Origin of the sequence: Paenibacillus sp. FSL M7-0802 (assembly GCF_038004945.1) — a bacterium.
Classification (GTDB): domain Bacteria; phylum Bacillota; class Bacilli; order Paenibacillales; family Paenibacillaceae; genus Paenibacillus; species Paenibacillus polymyxa_B.
The window spans coordinates 6,105,685-6,124,287 of record NZ_JBBOSD010000001.1 but is presented as its reverse complement, the minus strand read 5'-3'; the positions used below and the strand labels follow the sequence as shown (position 1 = coordinate 6,124,287).

Genomic DNA, 18,603 nt, shown 5'->3' with positions numbered 1-18,603 from the left:
ATAGCTAATTAAGAAGAGATATTGAGTCTCTTCTTTTTTTTATTTTAGTTTTCAGTGCAAAGTATAAAAAGGAAGTGATTCAAGAGATTATGAATGACATGTTAAAAATATTAGTGACTGCCGACCTTAATGTTGGTACTAGTTTAAAATCCGTAAATGAAAAACTGAAGGCATTGGCGAATCATCCATCTTTACAAAAGTTAAATGTAAAAGTAAATATAGATCAAAGTTTCGTTAAGTCCATGAATAGCTTTGTATCCGCTGCTAATAAGTTAAATGTGGCAATGGAACAGCAGAATAAAGTTGTAAATGAAACAACTACTACATATAAACGTTTAGATGGAACGATTGAAAAAGTAACTCAGCAACGATTAGCAGATAATTCTGTTGTCACGAAGTCAAATAAAGTTGTTGATGAACACAAGAAAAAATTACAGCAAGAGTCCGAAGCTTACGACAAGAAAAGAAAGTCTATTCAACAATTAGAATCAGAACTAAAAGGGTATAACTTAGCCACTGAAAAAGCAATCAAGAATGGAAAAGGACAAGTTGTAGGATATAAAAATACATATGAGAATAAAGAAACTGGACAAAAAGTTACAGCTAATATTGATCAAAACGGCATTGTAAAAAAATACGATGAAATAATCAATCATGCCAAAACACTTAAAGATCAGGAATCTTTAGTTAATCAAATGTACAATGGACGTATTAAGTCCATGGAAAGAGTTAGAGATTCAGAGAGACAACTAGCTACAAATCAACAACAAAATGTTCAAAAGAATGCCGAAATACAAAGAGCCGCTGACTTAAAAAATCAACAATCTAGACAAGAACGTGCCGATTGGTGGACTAGAAACCTACGACAGCAAGAGATAGCCGAGACGAAAGCTAATCAGAAGAAGCTTGATAATCTGAATGAGTTTAAACAACAAGCAGAATCAAGCGCTAAACGTTTAAATACTAAATATGGGTCAACAGTTAATCAAGCTGATTTGACTTCTCTTTTGAATAATGCTTCCAAATTAGATATTAATGATTCCAATCTGAAAAATAAAATCAAACAGATACAACAGGGATTCAGAGATTTAGAATCTTCTGCTAAAACTGCAAGCACACAGATTCAGTCATTTGGCGATAAGGTTAGTCATGCATTCAAGTCAATTGGCGCACATCTGATTGCTGGTGCTTTATATGGTACTGTATTTTCTTCTATATCTGAAGGTTTCAAAGGTATGGTTGACATTGAAACTAAAATGGCTGGATATATTCAGACGAATGAGCATTATTTCGAAAGTCTGCAAAAAGGCTCTTTGGATATGCAAAAGGTCAATGATCAATCAAGACAATTCATCCAAACTGCACACGATCAAGGCGCAGCCATCAACGATGTAATTGAGTCAGCACGTCTTTGGGGTCGTATGTACAAAGATGTCGGAGTTGTTCAAACTCTTGTACGTCAATCTACCATGTTGTCTACTGTTGACCTTGTATCCCTAGAAGATGCCACAAAAAGTATGGAGTCTGTACTCGCACAGTATGGTGTTCAACTCAAGAATACAAATGATGCACAGTTGTATGGTGGGCGAATCCTTGACTCTTGGAGTAAAGTAGCACACGAAACAATGGCTCCTGCTAGAGATTTGGGTGCAGCGTTTGAACGCACAGGTAAAATTGCACAAGAGACAGGCGTATCATTCGACTTCATGAATGGTTTGATTTCTAGTGGTATGCGTAACACTGCATTGTCTGGTGAAAATCTAGGTAACATGTGGAAAACAGTTTTAGGAACAATTCGTACAGATAAAGCCGTCTCCGAGATTGAAAAGCTAGGCGTTGAAACTAAAGAAATAGTAAACGGCGTAGAGCAATGGAAAAAAGCTGAAGATATCCTTTTAGACTTGTCTATTGCTGTTATTGATAAGAATTATGATCTAACTCAATCTTATGCTGCTATTTCTCGTGGTGTTTACCAATATGCTAAATTAGCCGCTTCATTAAATCCCGGCGACATTCTATTGGGTACTGCATATTCTATTGGTTCAACTGGTAGCACATTAGAATATTTAACAACACAGATGGATACTATTTCACGTAAAGCTGCTCAAGTAAAAACTTCATTTATAGATATTTTTAACACTGCTGGCAATGATGGATTGCGTAGCATGATCAAGTCTATTCTTGATATTACAGACCAATTATTTATCGGTATGACAAAGATACCTTCAAGTGTTTTCGGTGTAACTGCCGCCACTGTAGCATTGGGTGCAGCTTTCCTTACTTTAAAATCACCAATTAAAACAGTCATTGATTCATTAACCATTGTAAGAGGTATTAGATCGGGATTAGTTACTGTTACAAATACAGAAACAGCAGCAGTGACAGCTAATTCTGTAGCAACTGCTGCAAATGCGGTAAATTCTAAAGCTGCTGCTAGTGCTGAAGCTGGAAGAACTGTAGCAACCGAACTTACAACAGTTGCAATCAATCAACAAACTGCTGCTGCGGCTAGAGCGGCTATTACTACGGCTGTGGCAACTGCTGGTATATCGCTTGCAATAGGACTATTAGCTTCATTGGCTGTGGGATTGGGAACGGCTGAAAAAGCTCAACGCGATGAGACACAGCAAATAAACGATAATATTGAAGCTAGAGAGCGTCAAATTAATCAATATAAACGACAAATTGATTTTCTTCCTAAACTGACTAGTGCTATTCAGAAGTATCAGAAAGTAATTAATTCTGGAACTTTAACAGCACAACAACAAGCAACGGCACAAAAGCAACTAGAAGAAATGTATAAGGCTGTTGGCGTTACAATTGAAGAAGCTGGTTTGAAAAGATTAAAAGATGCCAACTTTAGCCAAGAAGCAATTAACCATGAAATTGAACTGTTAAAACAAAAGAAACAAGCCGCTTCTGAAGTAAATGCCCAAGAGTCTCGTGGAGCATATGAGAAGAAGAAGAGTGAATACGGAAACAATGAAAAAGCTCTAAGTAAAGCAAAAGCAGATTTGAAAAAGTACAATGATGATTTAAATTCAATATTGAATGACAATTCAATAGCTGGCTCCTTTGCCAAGTCTCCAGAAGCTATTCAAGGATATTACCAAATGATTGCTATAGCTCAAAGCAAGGTTGATGAGTTTACTGGCAAACAACAAACCTTATCTAAAGAGTTAGACGAAGCTAATCAGAAATATATGGCTAATATTGAAGCAACAGACCAATTGGCTGGATTAGAAAGTAAAATGGTTAATGCTACAGAAGATGCTACGGAAGCTAGAGAGAAGTTAAATAAAACAATTGATGATAGCGCATCTGAACTTAAATCTTTGAATCAGGCTATGTATGATCAGCAAAAGAACGGATATTTAAGTGTAGATGTTGTTGCGGAGCTACTGAAAAAGAATCCACAACTAGCAGCCAGTATCAAGAAAGTAAAAGATGGATACGTTCTAGAAAACGGTGCAGTTGAGGATTTAAGACAAGCACAAATCCTAATGGTTAAACAGGCTCTTGAAGGTGAAAAGCAACGTGAAATCAATAACATTAATTCAGTCATTAGTAATATTAAAGCTTATGGACTTGAGCTTAATAGTATAAAAGATTTGGCTGATGCCAAAAAAGCATTGGTTAAAATTGATGAGGAAATTGCTAAGAGTAAGTTGCCTATGACTAAAGGCTTAAAGGACGCTTTGGGAATTCCTGATGATCAAGAGGTATCAACATTTAGAACAAAAGCTCTTGAAGAACAAAGAAGCGAATTGGATAAGTTCACAGATTCATTAGCGGAGAAATCCAAGCAAGCTAAAGAGTTGTTGGGTGTTTATAGTAATCCTGATTTGGGTGTTAGCAAAGAATCAACAAAGAAAAATGATCAATATAATGATTCTATGTCTGAAACAAATGAAATTCTTACGGAGACCCAAAAGAAACTTAAAGCAGTTGCTGCTGCTCAAGACGACTTAGAAAATAAACGTACTAGAACTCGCAAAGGTTCCCCAGCATACCGCAAATTTCTTGAACAAGAAAATAAACTGTTGGAGCAACGGAAGAATCTTCTTAAAGAAGGTATAGCCGATCCATCGAAATTGGTATCCACTAAGGTTACCACTACTACAAAAGGTGGAACAGGCTTAGACTCGATGATTTCTGAGGCTCTTTCTTTGTCATCATCTAAAACGTTTAAGTACAGTCAAGCAGCTAAATCTAATGTTAGCTACGATCAGTTCACGGCTACTGCTGTATCCGACTGTTCTCTGTTTGTACAGCAAATGTTCAAAGAGTTCCTTGATATTAAACTGCCTCGAACTACTCAGGAGCAAGTTAAACAAGGACAAGCCGTAACCAATAAAAAGGATTTGCAAAAAGGCGACCTTGTATTCTTTAACACTGTCAAAGGTAAGCCTAATTCGCATGTTGGCTTCTACATGGGTGACGGAAACTTTATGCAGATGGGCGATTCAGGAATGAAACAAGGAAACCTGAATGATAAATATTGGTCTGAGAGATACAGTGGAGCAAGACGTATCCCCGGTGCTAATGCTATTCCAGATATCCAAGCTCCAACAACATCCACAAAAGTAACAGGTAAAAATGCTGACCTGATTAATAAATATGCTGGAGTCAATGGTGTAGATCCTGCACTAATCAAAGCTATCATTCAACAAGAGTCAGGCAATGGTGCCAATGGTATTAAAAACGTCATGCAGGTTAGTAGCCTTGGTAAAAACACTAGTGTTGAAAGCAGTATTAAAACTGGAACTTCAATGTTTGCTAAGTATCTGAATCAAACGGGAAATGTGGACATTGCTCTTGCTATGTATAATATGGGGCCGGGAATACTAGACTACTTTAATAAAAATGGCGGCTATTCTGTTGAGAACATGAAGAAGTTCTCTGCTATACAAAAGCAGAAAACGGGAAGCAAGGTTTATGGTGACACCAATTATGTTGGCAATGTACTAAGATACTATGATGGTGATAGTTCTAGTGTGTTTAGCGGTAAATCTAAAAACAAATACTCGCTCCCTTCTGCTTCTGATTTGGCAAAGGCTAAGGAAGACGCACAGAAAACGTACCTCGATTTGGATGAAAAGCAATATCAAAATAAAGTCGCTTTAATTAATGATTATGTTACGGAATCCCAAGCAAAAATAGAGAATATCGACAGTCTTATTGCTGTGTCTCAGTCCAAACAATCCATGTATTCAGAAACTTCTAGTAAATGGCGTAAAGAAGAAATGTCTCAAATCAGTTATATGACCAAACAACAAGACGAGGTTCGTAAGCAAAACGAGACATTGAAGAAACTGGTTGCTGACAAAAAGATTACAACTGGTGAGTTTGATAAACAAGTTAAGGACAATAATACGAAGATTGCTGAATTTGATAACACTATTCAAGAGAAAACGAAAGCAGTGTTTGATAGCAATATTGCTGAAGATACCGATAAAATTGAAAAGTATGGAAGACAACTTGAAGTATTAAATGCTCAATTGGAAGGGCTTGATGAAAATTCTTCGGAATATTCCCAAGTTCAAGCTAAACAGATTGCTGTAATAAATCAGCAAAGCGATGCTACTAGGAAAACAATTGCTGATTTAGACAAGATGATTGCCAGTGAAAAATTGTCTGCTAAAAACAAGGAAGAATACATAAAACAGCAAGAAGAGTTGAATTTGAAGCTCCTTGAATATCAGAATGCAATCAGAAGAATCAAATCCGATGCTGCTGATAAGATTATCGAGGATTACAAGAAACAAGTTGAAAAGCAGAAAGATATTGCTCTCAAAGCGATTGATAAGCAAAAAGAAGCCGAAGACAAACGTCACGATCAGGCAACTAAAAATATTGATGATGAAGCAAAACGTTTTGAAGACATGATCAATGCTCGAATCAAGGCAATGAATCGATCTGACGAAACGGACGACTACGAAAAGGAATTAAAGAAGAAATTAGATGAGCGTCAAAAGTTGCAAGATCGTTTCAATAAAGAATTGCTCGACAACTCATTTGAAGCAAAAGCTAGACGAAAAGATTTACAAGAACAAATTGATGCTAAAAATGAGGAAATAGACAAGTTTAAACTTGACCGTGAGCGTGAACTTCGTCAAGAAAACCTGAGCGACCAACTTGAAGACCGTAAGAAGTATCTTGATAAGTCCAAAGACGCTGAGGATAAAACACATGATGCAATAACGGAGAATATCGAAAGAGAAAAGGATTTAGTTGAACAGAAATATGACGACATCTTAGAGGATGATCAACGTTATTACAGAATGAAGCAAAATCTTATGTCGGACGACAAGACTAAGGTTAAATCAACTATAGACGAACTCAAAGGTGAATATTCTAATTTCTTCACTTTCCTGCAAGATCAAGCAACTGAGACAGCTAAACAAATGCAGAATATGCGCGATAGCTTGACTATGGATCAAGGTAAACTTGATGATTTTCTGAATTTGGATAGCGGAAAAGGTAGCGGTTCAGGTGGGGGAATTGGTGATGGTTCTGGCAAAGGTTCGGGCAACGGTAACAACAGCAATCAAAAGGCTGATTGGGAAAAGTATCTCTCCAATAAGCAGCAAGCCGAATCAATCTCTAGACAAGTTACTCAATTGCAGCGAGAAAAGAAACCCGATGCTAGTAAGATTAAAAGTTTGCAAGCACAATTCCAATCACTAAAACAACAGAATGATGGTATGCGGTCTAAATGGGGATTCCCAGACGGTAGTTATGACTACCTTAAAGGAATCAAACCGTTTTCTGCTGAAACTGGTGGCAAGACACCTGACAATATGGGTGGCAAAGGCATGTTCCTGTTGGCTCATGAAAAGGAACTGGTATTAAACAAAGCAGACACTGCCAATATGCTGAAGGCTGTAGATATAACCAGAAGCATTGTTGATAAATTAAGTGGTGGAATTGACTTTAGCAGATTTTCACCTGTTACAAATAACAATGATAACAGTCAAGCAAATGTGACTAATGACATAAAAATCATAATGGAAGCAAGCAAAGACACTAAGACAATGAAAGAAAACGCTAATATCCTTGTGGACACACTTTTGCGTAATGGCTTCAAACCGAAGTTGTAAAAATTAAATAGGGGGTGATGAAATGTCACCTCCTTCAATTAAAGGAGATAAAATATTGATAGGCAATATTAACTATAGCTTGAAACCAATTAGACCACAGTATTTCCTGTGTAAACGAGACAGAACAATCATAAGCAAATTAAGTGAAGCTTATAAAGATAGCAAAGAAACAAAAATCAACCAAGCATCTTCAATTGAACTAACTATTCCTTTTTACATTGATATCAATCATCGTTTAATGAAGAATAAGAACATTGAACTTTTACGAGAAAAATACCTAATCAAAGTAGTAGAGGACTATAAAATTGATTGGTTTATGATTAATGAAGTTGTGGATGAGTCAACAGATGAAGAGTGTGCAAAAATTGTACGTGCAGATTCTTTGACTTATGAATTAACCGATAAATCCATACGAGGATATGAAGTTGAAGCTTATCATGCTAAACGGGTCATGGATGATTTGTTGGCTGATACTAAATGGGATATTGGTTCAATAGACGCAGATTTTCAATTAACATATAGGACGTTTAGTTTCAATAGTGTAACTGTACTAGACGCAATCTACACTGTAGCAGATACATATAATGCCATCGTAAGATTCGATACAGATAAACGGTTAGTCGATTTAATTAAGCCTGAACTATTTGGTAACAATTTGGGGCTTACATTTAGCTATAACAAGTATCTCAAAACAATGAATATTAAAAAAGATGTAAAACTGATTGTGACACGTCTAAAGGCATTTGGTCAGGATGATATGGGGATTCAAAATGTAAATCCAACTGGTCAAAACTATATTGAAGATTTTACAAATTGGATGTTCCCCTTTAAACGAGATAAGAACAGAAATGTAATTCAGTCCAGTTACTATATGAGCGATTCACTTTGTCATGCGTTACTTGATTATGCTGAATTATTGAAATCTAAAAAGGGACTATACGATAGCTACCTTAAAGAGAGACAAGGATATGAGAAATATCTTAATCAGTTAAATGTAGAACTAGACAAGTTACTTCATGACAATTCTGTTCTAGGCGAATTACAAATGACTCAACAGTTTGATGGCAAGATGTTCTTTGAGAAGTATCAGCACAGTGGTAACACCTCTCGAACATTTGAATTGAACAATAAATTAGGATATGCCGTTATGATTAAGGTTGATAATGCAAACGGTGTGAGTGTAAGTATTGATAACTCAAATAAATCTGTTCAATCAGGTAAGTGGGTCTTATTAGACAAGTTTAGAGATAAGAGCAATACTACAGTGAATGTATCGGGTGGTTCTACTCAAGTATTTATGCAAGTAGCATTTATTTCTGTTGAAGAGCTTGAAGCTTCGGGGAATGCTGACAAGATTATTGACAAATACAATTATGATAATAAAGAGAATCAGATTAGAAATAAGAAAGAAGAAATCCAGAGTACAGAAGATAAAATTACAGATGTTAAAAAGAAAATCAGCAGTCTTCAGCATGAAACAAGTGATAGTGTCAACTTTACTAATGAGCAATTGTATGAATTAAAAGACTATATTATTGAACGTGAATTCACAGATACCAAATACATAGATGAGCAAGACTTATTTGATGCAACACAAGAGAAGTTCAAAGAATTGCAAGTACCTCAACTAAGCATGGAAGTTGATATTGTAAATTTCATGGAGATTATCGAAGCACAGTTTGACTGGAAGAAACTCAATCTTGGTGACTTTGTTAATGTAAAGTATGAGCCAATGGGACTCAATTTGACTGCCAAAATGATTGAAATTAAATATGACTATGAAAATTCAAACATTAGTTTAGTTGTTTCCAATGTTAAAGACGTAACAGACAAAAATAAAATTCTCATGAAGGCAATTAATGAGGGAAGCAAAACTTCTGTAACTGTCGATCTTAATAAGAACAGATATGATAAGGCTGTAATTTCATCTAATGATATGACAAAGTTGTTTGATAACTTTTGGAGTAAAGCAGCAGATCAAATCAACATGGCTGTTAATCAAACAGTCACCATTGATAATAAGGGACTGACGATATCTCGCGCTGACGATCCATTGAAATTTTTACGCGCCACGAACGGGATTTTGGGACTTACGGACAACGGAGGACTTTCTTTTAAAACAGCGATCACCCCAACGCATATAGTAGCCGACAATGTATGGGGCAAACTTTTTGTAGGTGAACGACTTACACTGGGTGATATCGATGGATTATTAGAAATAACAGGCCCCAAATTTATGATATTTGATCGTTGCAAACGTGAAGTTCAACGTATTGGATTGCTAAGTACAAATCCTGATGTGTTCGGTATGACAATTAATCGATTTGAAGAACCGAATGTGTGTGGAAATGAAAAAGTTTTAAATAAGTTTACGTTCGACAATGTAGATGGATTTAAATTAGAACGTAACCGAAATGGCTCATTTGAGAAAACATTGTATACTTCTCCCGATGGAGATCTGTTTATGAAGGGTAACTTCCAAGCTGGTGAAGGTGACCGAGTGTTTAGGGTCGATAAGGACGGCTTATCGATGGGGAGTGGTCAATGGCTCTCGTCGCCGTTTAGGGCAGATTACTACGGTAGAGTTTGGATGGTTGGTGCTGATATTAGCGATTCAGTTGTTGTCGATAGTAAGTTCCAAGTTGGATCAGGAAATAGAATCGTTGTTATCGACCAGAACGGGTTGAGACTGGGGAGCGCTGACGAAAATACAGCAAATGCAGTAATTAGAATGGATGGTTCAGCTAGATTTAAAAACGTTGAGATTACGAAACCAGATGGAACAAAGCTGATGAATTCGTTAAACGGCGACCTTCATCTCAATAATTTTTCGATTATAGGAGCAGGGATGGTCGATGCCCAGTTAATGGCAGCTAATATATTTGCTGGCGATTCTGGAGTGATTACGGATCTTACAGCGGGAAGACTCAGCACACTTACAAATGCTGCCATTACCGATTGGAGTAACTATATTACCATTGAAGGCAATAAAGCTAGATGGATTACAGGCAAAGTCACACAGGGAGAACAGAAGAAGCTTCCTGATGGTCGATTATTGTATTGGGAAACATCTGCTCAATCTGGCAAGTATACCATTAATGAGACCCCTTGGCCTGTATATGTGTATGATACAAGTCAGAATCAAAAAGTTAAAATGGAGGATGGATTTGAAGGTTCTGGGGATGCCAGTACGCCATATCGTAAGATGGGACTTGGTGATGGCGCAACAGAGAATAGTGGTATAGGTTGGATCAAGAAGCCCAATGGAAGTTTTGATTTCATCTATGGGGCAAGCAACACTGGAAAAGAAAGAAGCATAAGCTTAAGAGATACTGGAGTTCTCATAACTTCAGACGGTGGAGTAGTCAATGTCAGAGGGAAAGAGATTAACTTTATTACTGAAAGTGGATCAATGGTTTCTATGGATGCTCAAGGCGATGTAACTTTTAAAGCAAAACGAAATATGAAATTTGAAGCAAATAGATTCGATTTCGACACGCCAAACTAAAATTAAAAATCTTGATTCCCTCATAAACTTCCACTCCCTCCTATCCGATATATATTGTAAGTATGTGTAAAACATATGCTAATCGAATAATTGGAGGATATACAATGAAAAAACGGATACCAACGTTCCTCGCTGGCGCAATATTTGGTGTTGCAGTAGCAGTTAGTGGCGTAGCAGGAGCAAGTACATATTTAAAAGCAACATTGACACCTACCAAGATTATAGTTGATGGAGAACAAGCAAAGCTCAGTGACAGTCCGATCAATGTGAATGGTAAAGCGTATCTTCCTCTTAGAGATACAGCATCAGCAATGGGCTATAATGTAGCAAGTGCTAGTGGTAGCAAAATTGAGTTGGTAAAAGGCAATGGAACGGTGTCTACTCCCTCCTCTACCCCATCAGCTACAACAACCACAAAAAGTGAGCCATCAACAGCGGCGGTTAAGTCAGGAGGTAAAACCTTTAACGTGGAGCAATACGCAAAAGGAGATAAGCTGGATTCAGAGAAGATTGCAGCGGCGATTGCTAGTGGTGAGCTGACGATCAATTCACAAGATGCAAATGGTGATTCTATACTGCATTGGGTAATTCGTAAGAATGATTATGCGACATATCTTGTAATTAAGAAAAATGCGTTGAATGTGAACCTTGTTAATTCACTTGGAAATTCCCCATTGCATGAGAGTATTTTAGATAAAAATGACTTTTATTTAGGAGAATTGACCAATGGGACATACAAGCCTAACCCAAACATCAAGAACAAGCAGGGTCTCAAGCCTATAGATCTTACAAAGTCGCCCGATGCAGATAATACTACATTGCTGATTTATGGCATGAAATACAAATAAATGAATAAACAATCCAAGCGCCTAATTCTAGGCGTTTTTTCTTTATCAATTTTCACCCTTATTTCAACTTGAAATATCCCTCAATAATTCGCATTTTTTCATACAAAAATCGTACAATTATTTCCTTTCGTTCTACGTAGCATATTGTACGTGTTACGTGTTACGTGATACAATGGTAATACAAACTAAGAAGCATACTACGATATAGAGATAGTCCACAATAAACGAAGAACGTCTCGTAGTTCGTTAACACTTTAAAAGAGACTTGTGTCGTGTAGAGAATTCATTGTATTTTTGCCCAAGGATCATATTTACTAGAATTCTAGAATATTATCTTCTATCTGAGTCTATAGGAGATGATAAAGAGATGGGCAAGAAAAAAGGAGGAAGAAGAATGAGCACAATTCAAAAGGTTGTACCAATTAACAGTCATAAAAAAAGCTTAACCTCCACTAAGAAAAAATTAAATTCATATGAAAAAGCTTGGAACAGTCTATCTAAAAACTCTATACACCAATTAAATAAATTAATCAATATGGATAGGGAAGAGGATTGAGCTTAATGTCAGTGGAAAATGATCGAATTTTAAGAGGTCATATATTTTATGCTGCTGTAGCCTTTTCTGATGGGACTCCAGTAGATTTCTTTGAACCAATTCCTGATCTAGGAAAAGGTTTTGGGAGAATTGTTAGTAAAATGAATGGTTTTAATCCTGTTTACGATGAGAATGGTAAAAAATATTCGCCCACTCTAAATGTTGTAGTTAAGCACAAGGTAAGACTGTCTGTAGTTATTCAGAGCAATCTTTTTAATCAAAATGAGAGTTACGATCATGTCTATATTGCTCCAATTGCAACTATTCATCCTACTCAAGAAAAAACTGAACTTATTGAAAGGCTAAAAGACACAAACGACATCCCTCAGCTCCATTACATAGGAAATCACACTGGTCGTCCAGCATACGTAAATGTGTCTGATATAAAAAGGATTCATAAATCTTTATTAATAGAAGAGACTCGATTTAGTCCTCTTTGTGATTCAGATTTGGAACAGATGGACTATAAAATATCGACGTTACTAGAGATTAAAAAACTGATGCAATTCGAAGAAATATCTGATGATGCTGAAGAGGAACTTTCTTCTTAATTTAGAGTATTCCCACATAATTCTTATAAAATAACAACAATACACAGAGTCAATCCAATAACGGGTTGGCTCTTTTTTTATCTCATCGGCATGCAGTTCTAATAAACAAATATAATGATATTATATATAAAAAAAGAACATTTGTTCTCTTGTAGTGCATTAGTGGATATGGTTTAATGTAATTACAGCAAACAAACAAAAATAATAACATTTAATAAAAAAAACAAGTCGGGAGTGATTGAGATGAATGCAATACTTGAACACAAAGGGGTAGATGCGAAATTAGTTAAAAAATTCGATATTTGGATAGGCAATCTTGGTACTGATAATGTTCTAGGGTCAGAACAACGCGGAGAAAGACCTTTACTTATCATAAGCAATGACAAAGCAAATACTTTTGGAACTACAGTCACAGTGGCTCCATTGACTACCGCAAAAATAAATAGAAATATGCCTACTCACGTAAAATTATCTGCGAAAGATTTAGATTTAGAATGCGACAGCACTGTATTAGTAGAACAAATAAGAACAATTGATAAAAAGAGACTTGGATTTAAAGTTGCTGAAATGCCGGAATACTTTGCTGAACAAGTTAAAAGAGCTTGCAGAGTGCAATTAGATTTATTTTAATACCACATAGATGGAGGAAATAGAAGAATGACAATTACATTGAATGAAGTACATAACATTTCTGAAGCAAATTATATAGTTTTTAGTAAAGGAACTTTAGAGTTTCCCATAGATATTGTTTTTGGTAAAGTGTATGAAATAAAAAAAGTAGACACTGAACTTTATGGTATGCAATACTTTGTGATTGATGAAAAAGGAGTAGACAATTATACAAGTGTTATTATATTACCGCAAAAGTACTATGTTTAATAAACAAAAATAATCATATTGACAATGATTAAACAAACAAATATAATGAAATCATGGAAGGGAGGTGAAAAGAATTAACTCAGAAATAATAAATGAAGGTGTTGATGTGGCTGAAGCGCTGTTTACACTAAATCAAGCAGCCAAGAGACTAAATAGATTGCTCTGGTACAACAAAAAAATGTCAAATGGAAAATGCGCTCAACACAAATTGATCAAGTTGCAGCAAAAATATTACTCTTTGAAAGAAGATGTGATAGCTAATCTAGTAGATAATGGACTAGCAGAAGTAATTGGGATACATAGCAAGGAAGTATATGGTAACAGAACTTACTTTACATATTATAGAGTCGGAAATTACAAGTTTCATCTACCAACGAAAACAAATGAAGGTTTACCGTATCTTGGAGAGTATTTCAAATACAATAGTGAATACAATTACAAAAGTCCAATGAGAATTACAAAGGCTGAATACTTGTTAGAGAGCTTTGTAAAAGAAGGGAGTATATAAAATTAGCGCTGTAAATTGGCATGAGAGCAAAATGTTTATCTTTGATGAATCTGTTGCTGTTGAAATCACAGATAAGTATTTTGGTGAGTTTGAGTTGAATCTATTTAAAAATGAATATGGTGAACCAATGGATAACATTAACTCATTCTGTCAGTTTGTTCGATGGCTACATGAACGTGGTGTGTCCTGTTATCTTGAATTAAATCCTTATTCACCAAAGAATATGATTAAATCGAATCACAAATTTATCAAGCGATTGAAAAATAAATATAAGCTTATACCTAAAAATATTGAAGTGAGATAAAAATAATTGAATAATAGGAGACAATAAAATGAACAAAGTATTGGATAAAGAAATACAAAACAATGTAAAGGTATGCGTCGATCAATGGATTATATTTATGAACACTAATCTCAAAGATATTAAGCAGATTGAGCAAATGTTTCCTGAAACATTAGAGTTTAATAATAAAACAAAAATACACATTTCGGAGGCTCAGGTACTTGTCGAGAAATGTAATAGCTATACTTTGACTGTAAAAGACGTTGAAGAACATCTTGCTTCACAAAGATTGCATTTATTTGAATTGGATAAAATCAATTCATTGTTATCTAATAAACTGATAGACGATGAAGATAGCGCATGTAGTATGTGGTTGAATTAAGATTAGTAAAATAAGGATTTTACACACAAAAATAAATGAAGGGAGGTGAAAAGATGAGACCAGAAGATATTATACTTCGAGGAGAATTAACACCTGAATTGATTGAAGGTTTAAAAGACGAACAAAGAATTATTACGGATATATGTACAATAAAAAAAGAAATATTAGAAAACACTCCTTTCCCTAATCAGTATATTTTTACATTCGCTAGTAGCTTGTGTCTCGCTGATTTTGGGACACCAGAAGAAATTGTAGGCATATATAATAATTTTACAAAAAAATAATTATAAATAAGGAGAAATACATAATGAAAGATTTGAAATTACAAACTGTGAGTGCAAATGGCGAGGTTCTTGAGGAATCATCTATTAAAGTAGAAGAAGGAAATATTATAACTCAGCGGATTCCTGAAGGAGTAAACAATAAAGTAGCACAAGAACAACATCGTTTCCTTTATGATGCTTTAAATAATATGTCTAAGAAGGTAAAAAATAATATTATTTTTTACGCAGAGGTTAGTAAGACGGGTAACAAATCAGAATCGGTTACGCTAACGTTGCACAAAATTGATTTAGATAAAGGAAATAGTTTCATTCCTGCAAAAACAGCAGCTTACACACTTTATAATCTTGCTGACTTTATTCTTGATAAAGTACGCATAGACAAGCCGAAACAAATTGCATTTGAAGGCGCAGGATTGTCAATTGGATTAAAAGATCAGTTTTTTGGAATGGTAAAACAGCGAGAAGATATTACTATTAATGAGAAGGGACAACTGTTTTATGATGGATTGTTTGGACAAATAGCACCGCAATTGTATGTCGGCTCTAATAAAATTGATATGCCTGATCATGTAAAATACAACATAAATGTAGAAAATGATTTATTGCAGTTTGAAATTACAAATAAGAACACTGGCAAAAGTGTGAAAGCAGCATTTATCCTACATAAGGAAGATAAAGCAACGGTTAATGCAATTCAAGCCGCTATTGACATGATTAAGTAAAACCAGAATTTTATAAGATGAAAATAATAACAATATATATAAAAGGAGAGTTTAAAATGAAAAAACTTATCACGCTGAAACAAGAGGACACTGTTTCTCTTGAGGAACTGAATGAGTTAAATACACAAAAAATTATTCCCAGCGAATGGACAATGGAGTCTATGGAATTGAGTGAAGATAAGGTTAAAGAATTAAAAGATAAAATTTTAAAAATTAAAGGTTATGGATTTCAAAATGAAAAGCCAATATCTTTCGAGTTTGAAAAGATTAAAGTAACATCTGTTACTAAAGCCGAGGTGGAAGGTTTTTATAATGTGAATTTTACATGCTACGGAAACGCTAAGATAGACAAATAAAACAAGCATTTTAAAAGCAATTAAAAGAATATAATCATACATATAAAAGGGAGATAATTAAATACTATGACAAACAAAAACATCACAAGTGCTGACCAACTAATGATTGACTATGCTCTATATGTGGGACAGCTTGCTATTGAAGCCCTTGAGCCTGAAGTAACTAGCGACGACTTTGTATCATATATTGTTGATCCAGAAGAATACATTGATCTAACTGTCGAACTTGCGGAGCTTCCTCCTAGGGAAGTAGCTAAAGAATTTCTAAGTCGATTCTATAAATCAGAACAGATTGAAGAATTTTTAAGTCGTTACAATTGGGAATAAATATTTTAGATTTAATTCAATAGGATAGGGTGTATGCGCTTTGCATACCCCTTGTCTACCAATACATATCACAAGGAGTTAAATTGCATAGAATAAAAATAGGGTCACAAGTTTCTGATTTAACGATTGATGGAGTAAAAAACCAACTTGTTAAAGCTGAACAAAGCCACGAATTATTAAGGACGAATAGTATTCAAGATGAAGAAATATTATTAACTGCTCTGATTGAATACGCTAGAGAACAAGGACATAATGTGGTTGTTGATACATATAAACTGGCAATTGAGCTACGTGAAAAATTTGATTATCAACATATTTATGGTGCTAAAAACTATATCAATATAGCAATAGCAAAAAAGTTGCCAACAACTATAGTCCATCATGGAATCCATGTACAGGACAGAATTTTTAAAAATTTAAGTGATGCGCGTATTCCAATAGCTACAGGGTTCACTAATTTTTATATTTACAATGAGTGGATCAGATACGCAAATAAGGATACTTCATTCGGTAAGGATAATACTGAAATGTTGTCAGTATTAGGTGATCAGCATATCACTAACGTCTTCGAATACAGGGATAGAAAATTTTATGCTATATCTACAGATACTTTGTATTCAAAGGGTATGCTCAAAGACCCAAACTATAAGAACGATTGTTATCAAAGTGTAATTTTGTATGAGTTAATTGATAGGAAAAAGATAGAGGTATATAGACAGAACATCGAGGGGTTAGAATATTTTAAATTTTGGTTATCATCATATTTGGAAACAAAAAAATTACTGACAATTAAATGGGTAAAACTAAAATAATCATAATGGAGATGGAATAATGAATAAATCATTAACAGTGGATGAGATGAACAAAGATTATGCGCTTTATGTAGCCTCATTGAGTTTCGAAGCACTAAGCATCAATGAACCAAACGCACATATTTTAACAGCATCATATATCAAAACGCCTGATGATTATTTAGATGATACGATTGAGTGGGGAGAACAACCTTCAAAAGAAGTGACAAAAGAATTCTTGAATCAATTTTATGTTCCTGAATCTACAGAGGAAATTTTAAATAGATATGAATGGGAAGTTGAGTCGATTTAAACATGCTTTACTTTCAACAATACAAACAATTCAAATCACTATATACACTTGAACAATTGAATCAAATGTATGATGCATATGTTGACTATGAGATTAAATTAGGAAGAAAAATACCTAAACCAAACGAATACATATTAGATTTTGTTTCATGTAATGTTGATTTCAAAGAGATAGTAAATCAGTTTTTAGACCAATTTTACAACCTCAAAGATGTGCTGAAGATTATTAATGAAATTGAATTCTATAAAATCTCTAATACGCTAAAGTATATATCTAATTTCAAGTATCGAAAACGGAAGTATTATGCAACAACACAAGAATATCTGTTTAGTACAAGCGATTTTGATAGCACGAGATATTCTTTGTTTCTGTACGATGTTACAGATGAGAACAAGCAAACTCTTATTGAAGACATGAAATGCTTTAGCTTAGAGGAATGTACGCATAAGATTAAAGAGAATATAAATTGCTTCAGCAACATGCCAGATATAAATTGGATTCCACTTAGTAAAAGATAAGTTTTATCAAAACATACATAAAGGGAGTAATTAAATGGATAAAAAAATTGCAGAGAATCTTATGACAGCCAATACGCCTATGGGTAAAGAGTACAGAAATCACATTATGAATGGGTTGACTGACGAACAAGTTTCTAAAGCTTTAGGGATTGACGATATTACCAGTACCGATTTGGTACGGGAACAGACAATTAATCAAGAAGCGATAACGAAGATTCAACAAAAGATGGATGCGTTGATGGCTAAATTGAAGACCGAAACTGACTATGCTTTATTGGAACATTTGGCAAACAGTGGAGAGTTATTGTTGACTGGATTGACAATGTTCGATGAAAGTAAGAGTAATTATCAGATTGTTATTGATACATATACAGCAGAAAAAGGATATCGTGACGATAATGTTATTTATCAAACAGCAGATATAATAATCGATACATATGACGATGATAAGACAGGCACAGAACTAGATCTACTTTTTGAAACGTGTGTTGAAGTATTTAATGATTTACACAACACAAAGAAACGTGACGAAGCAGACGAAGTTTTTTCTAATACACTCAAAACGTTAGGAAACAACCCTTTCTGGATTGATGAAAATGGCGATTTTTCAATGTAATAATTATAAATAGGAGAAT

At 34.8% G+C, this 18,603-nt stretch carries 17 protein-coding genes; all 17 read left to right on the top strand.

The annotated features are described in order from the left end of the window. Positions 1-89 precede the first annotated feature (89 nt). The 17 genes from MHB54_RS27905 to MHB54_RS27825 all read left to right on the top strand — a co-directional run bounded on the left by MHB54_RS27905 (position 90) and on the right by MHB54_RS27825 (position 18,584). On the top strand, positions 90-7,103 hold the full coding sequence (locus MHB54_RS27905; RefSeq protein ID WP_340982090.1) for an NlpC/P60 family protein: 7,014 nt from the start codon (positions 90-92) through the stop codon (positions 7,101-7,103). Between the two features lie 22 nt (positions 7,104-7,125). Continuing rightward, entirely contained in the window at positions 7,126-10,611 is a 3,486-nt protein-coding gene (locus MHB54_RS27900; RefSeq protein WP_340982089.1) for a phage tail spike protein, read from the top strand. A gap of 104 nt (positions 10,612-10,715) precedes the next feature. Beyond that, a complete protein-coding gene (locus MHB54_RS27895) occupies positions 10,716-11,459 on the top strand; it encodes a stalk domain-containing protein (RefSeq protein WP_340982088.1) in 744 nt (247 codons plus the stop codon). A 367-nt stretch (positions 11,460-11,826) separates the two neighbouring features. Then, positions 11,827-12,015 (top strand): hypothetical protein, encoded by a 189-nt coding sequence (locus tag MHB54_RS27890; RefSeq protein WP_340982087.1) that lies wholly within the window; start codon positions 11,827-11,829, stop codon positions 12,013-12,015. Positions 12,016-12,020: 5 nt separating this feature from the next. Continuing rightward, complete coding sequence (locus MHB54_RS27885; RefSeq protein ID WP_340982086.1) at positions 12,021-12,605, top strand: hypothetical protein; 585 nt, start codon at positions 12,021-12,023, stop codon at positions 12,603-12,605. A gap of 243 nt (positions 12,606-12,848) precedes the next feature. Further along, a complete protein-coding gene (locus MHB54_RS27880; protein ID WP_340982085.1) occupies positions 12,849-13,235 on the top strand; it encodes a type II toxin-antitoxin system PemK/MazF family toxin in 387 nt (128 codons plus the stop codon). Between the two features lie 27 nt (positions 13,236-13,262). Continuing rightward, a complete protein-coding gene (locus MHB54_RS27875; protein WP_340982084.1) occupies positions 13,263-13,484 on the top strand; it encodes a hypothetical protein in 222 nt (73 codons plus the stop codon). A gap of 64 nt (positions 13,485-13,548) precedes the next feature. Then, entirely contained in the window at positions 13,549-13,992 is a 444-nt protein-coding gene (locus tag MHB54_RS27870) for a YkyB family protein (protein WP_340982083.1), read from the top strand. Positions 13,993-14,023: 31 nt separating this feature from the next. After that, complete coding sequence (locus MHB54_RS27865) at positions 14,024-14,296, top strand: hypothetical protein (protein WP_340982082.1); 273 nt, start codon at positions 14,024-14,026, stop codon at positions 14,294-14,296. Between the two features lie 28 nt (positions 14,297-14,324). Then, positions 14,325-14,657, top strand: a complete 333-nt coding sequence (locus tag MHB54_RS27860) for a hypothetical protein (RefSeq protein ID WP_340982081.1) — start codon at positions 14,325-14,327, stop codon at positions 14,655-14,657. A gap of 53 nt (positions 14,658-14,710) precedes the next feature. Beyond that, positions 14,711-14,941 (top strand): hypothetical protein, encoded by a 231-nt coding sequence (locus MHB54_RS27855; protein ID WP_340982080.1) that lies wholly within the window; start codon positions 14,711-14,713, stop codon positions 14,939-14,941. 23 nt (positions 14,942-14,964) lie between these two features. Then, positions 14,965-15,663: a hypothetical protein gene (locus tag MHB54_RS27850; RefSeq protein WP_340982079.1), complete on the top strand. Its 699-nt coding sequence runs from the start codon at positions 14,965-14,967 to the stop codon at positions 15,661-15,663. A gap of 56 nt (positions 15,664-15,719) precedes the next feature. Beyond that, positions 15,720-16,019: a hypothetical protein gene (locus MHB54_RS27845; protein WP_340982078.1), complete on the top strand. Its 300-nt coding sequence runs from the start codon at positions 15,720-15,722 to the stop codon at positions 16,017-16,019. Positions 16,020-16,085: 66 nt separating this feature from the next. Continuing rightward, positions 16,086-16,346 (top strand): hypothetical protein, encoded by a 261-nt coding sequence (locus MHB54_RS27840; RefSeq protein WP_340982077.1) that lies wholly within the window; start codon positions 16,086-16,088, stop codon positions 16,344-16,346. 83 nt (positions 16,347-16,429) lie between these two features. Then, a complete protein-coding gene (locus tag MHB54_RS27835; RefSeq protein ID WP_340982076.1) occupies positions 16,430-17,158 on the top strand; it encodes a hypothetical protein in 729 nt (242 codons plus the stop codon). A gap of 19 nt (positions 17,159-17,177) precedes the next feature. After that, positions 17,178-17,450, top strand: a complete 273-nt coding sequence (locus MHB54_RS27830) for a hypothetical protein (RefSeq protein ID WP_340982075.1) — start codon at positions 17,178-17,180, stop codon at positions 17,448-17,450. 552 nt (positions 17,451-18,002) lie between these two features. After that, positions 18,003-18,584: a hypothetical protein gene (locus MHB54_RS27825; RefSeq protein WP_340982074.1), complete on the top strand. Its 582-nt coding sequence runs from the start codon at positions 18,003-18,005 to the stop codon at positions 18,582-18,584. Positions 18,585-18,603 lie beyond the last annotated feature (19 nt).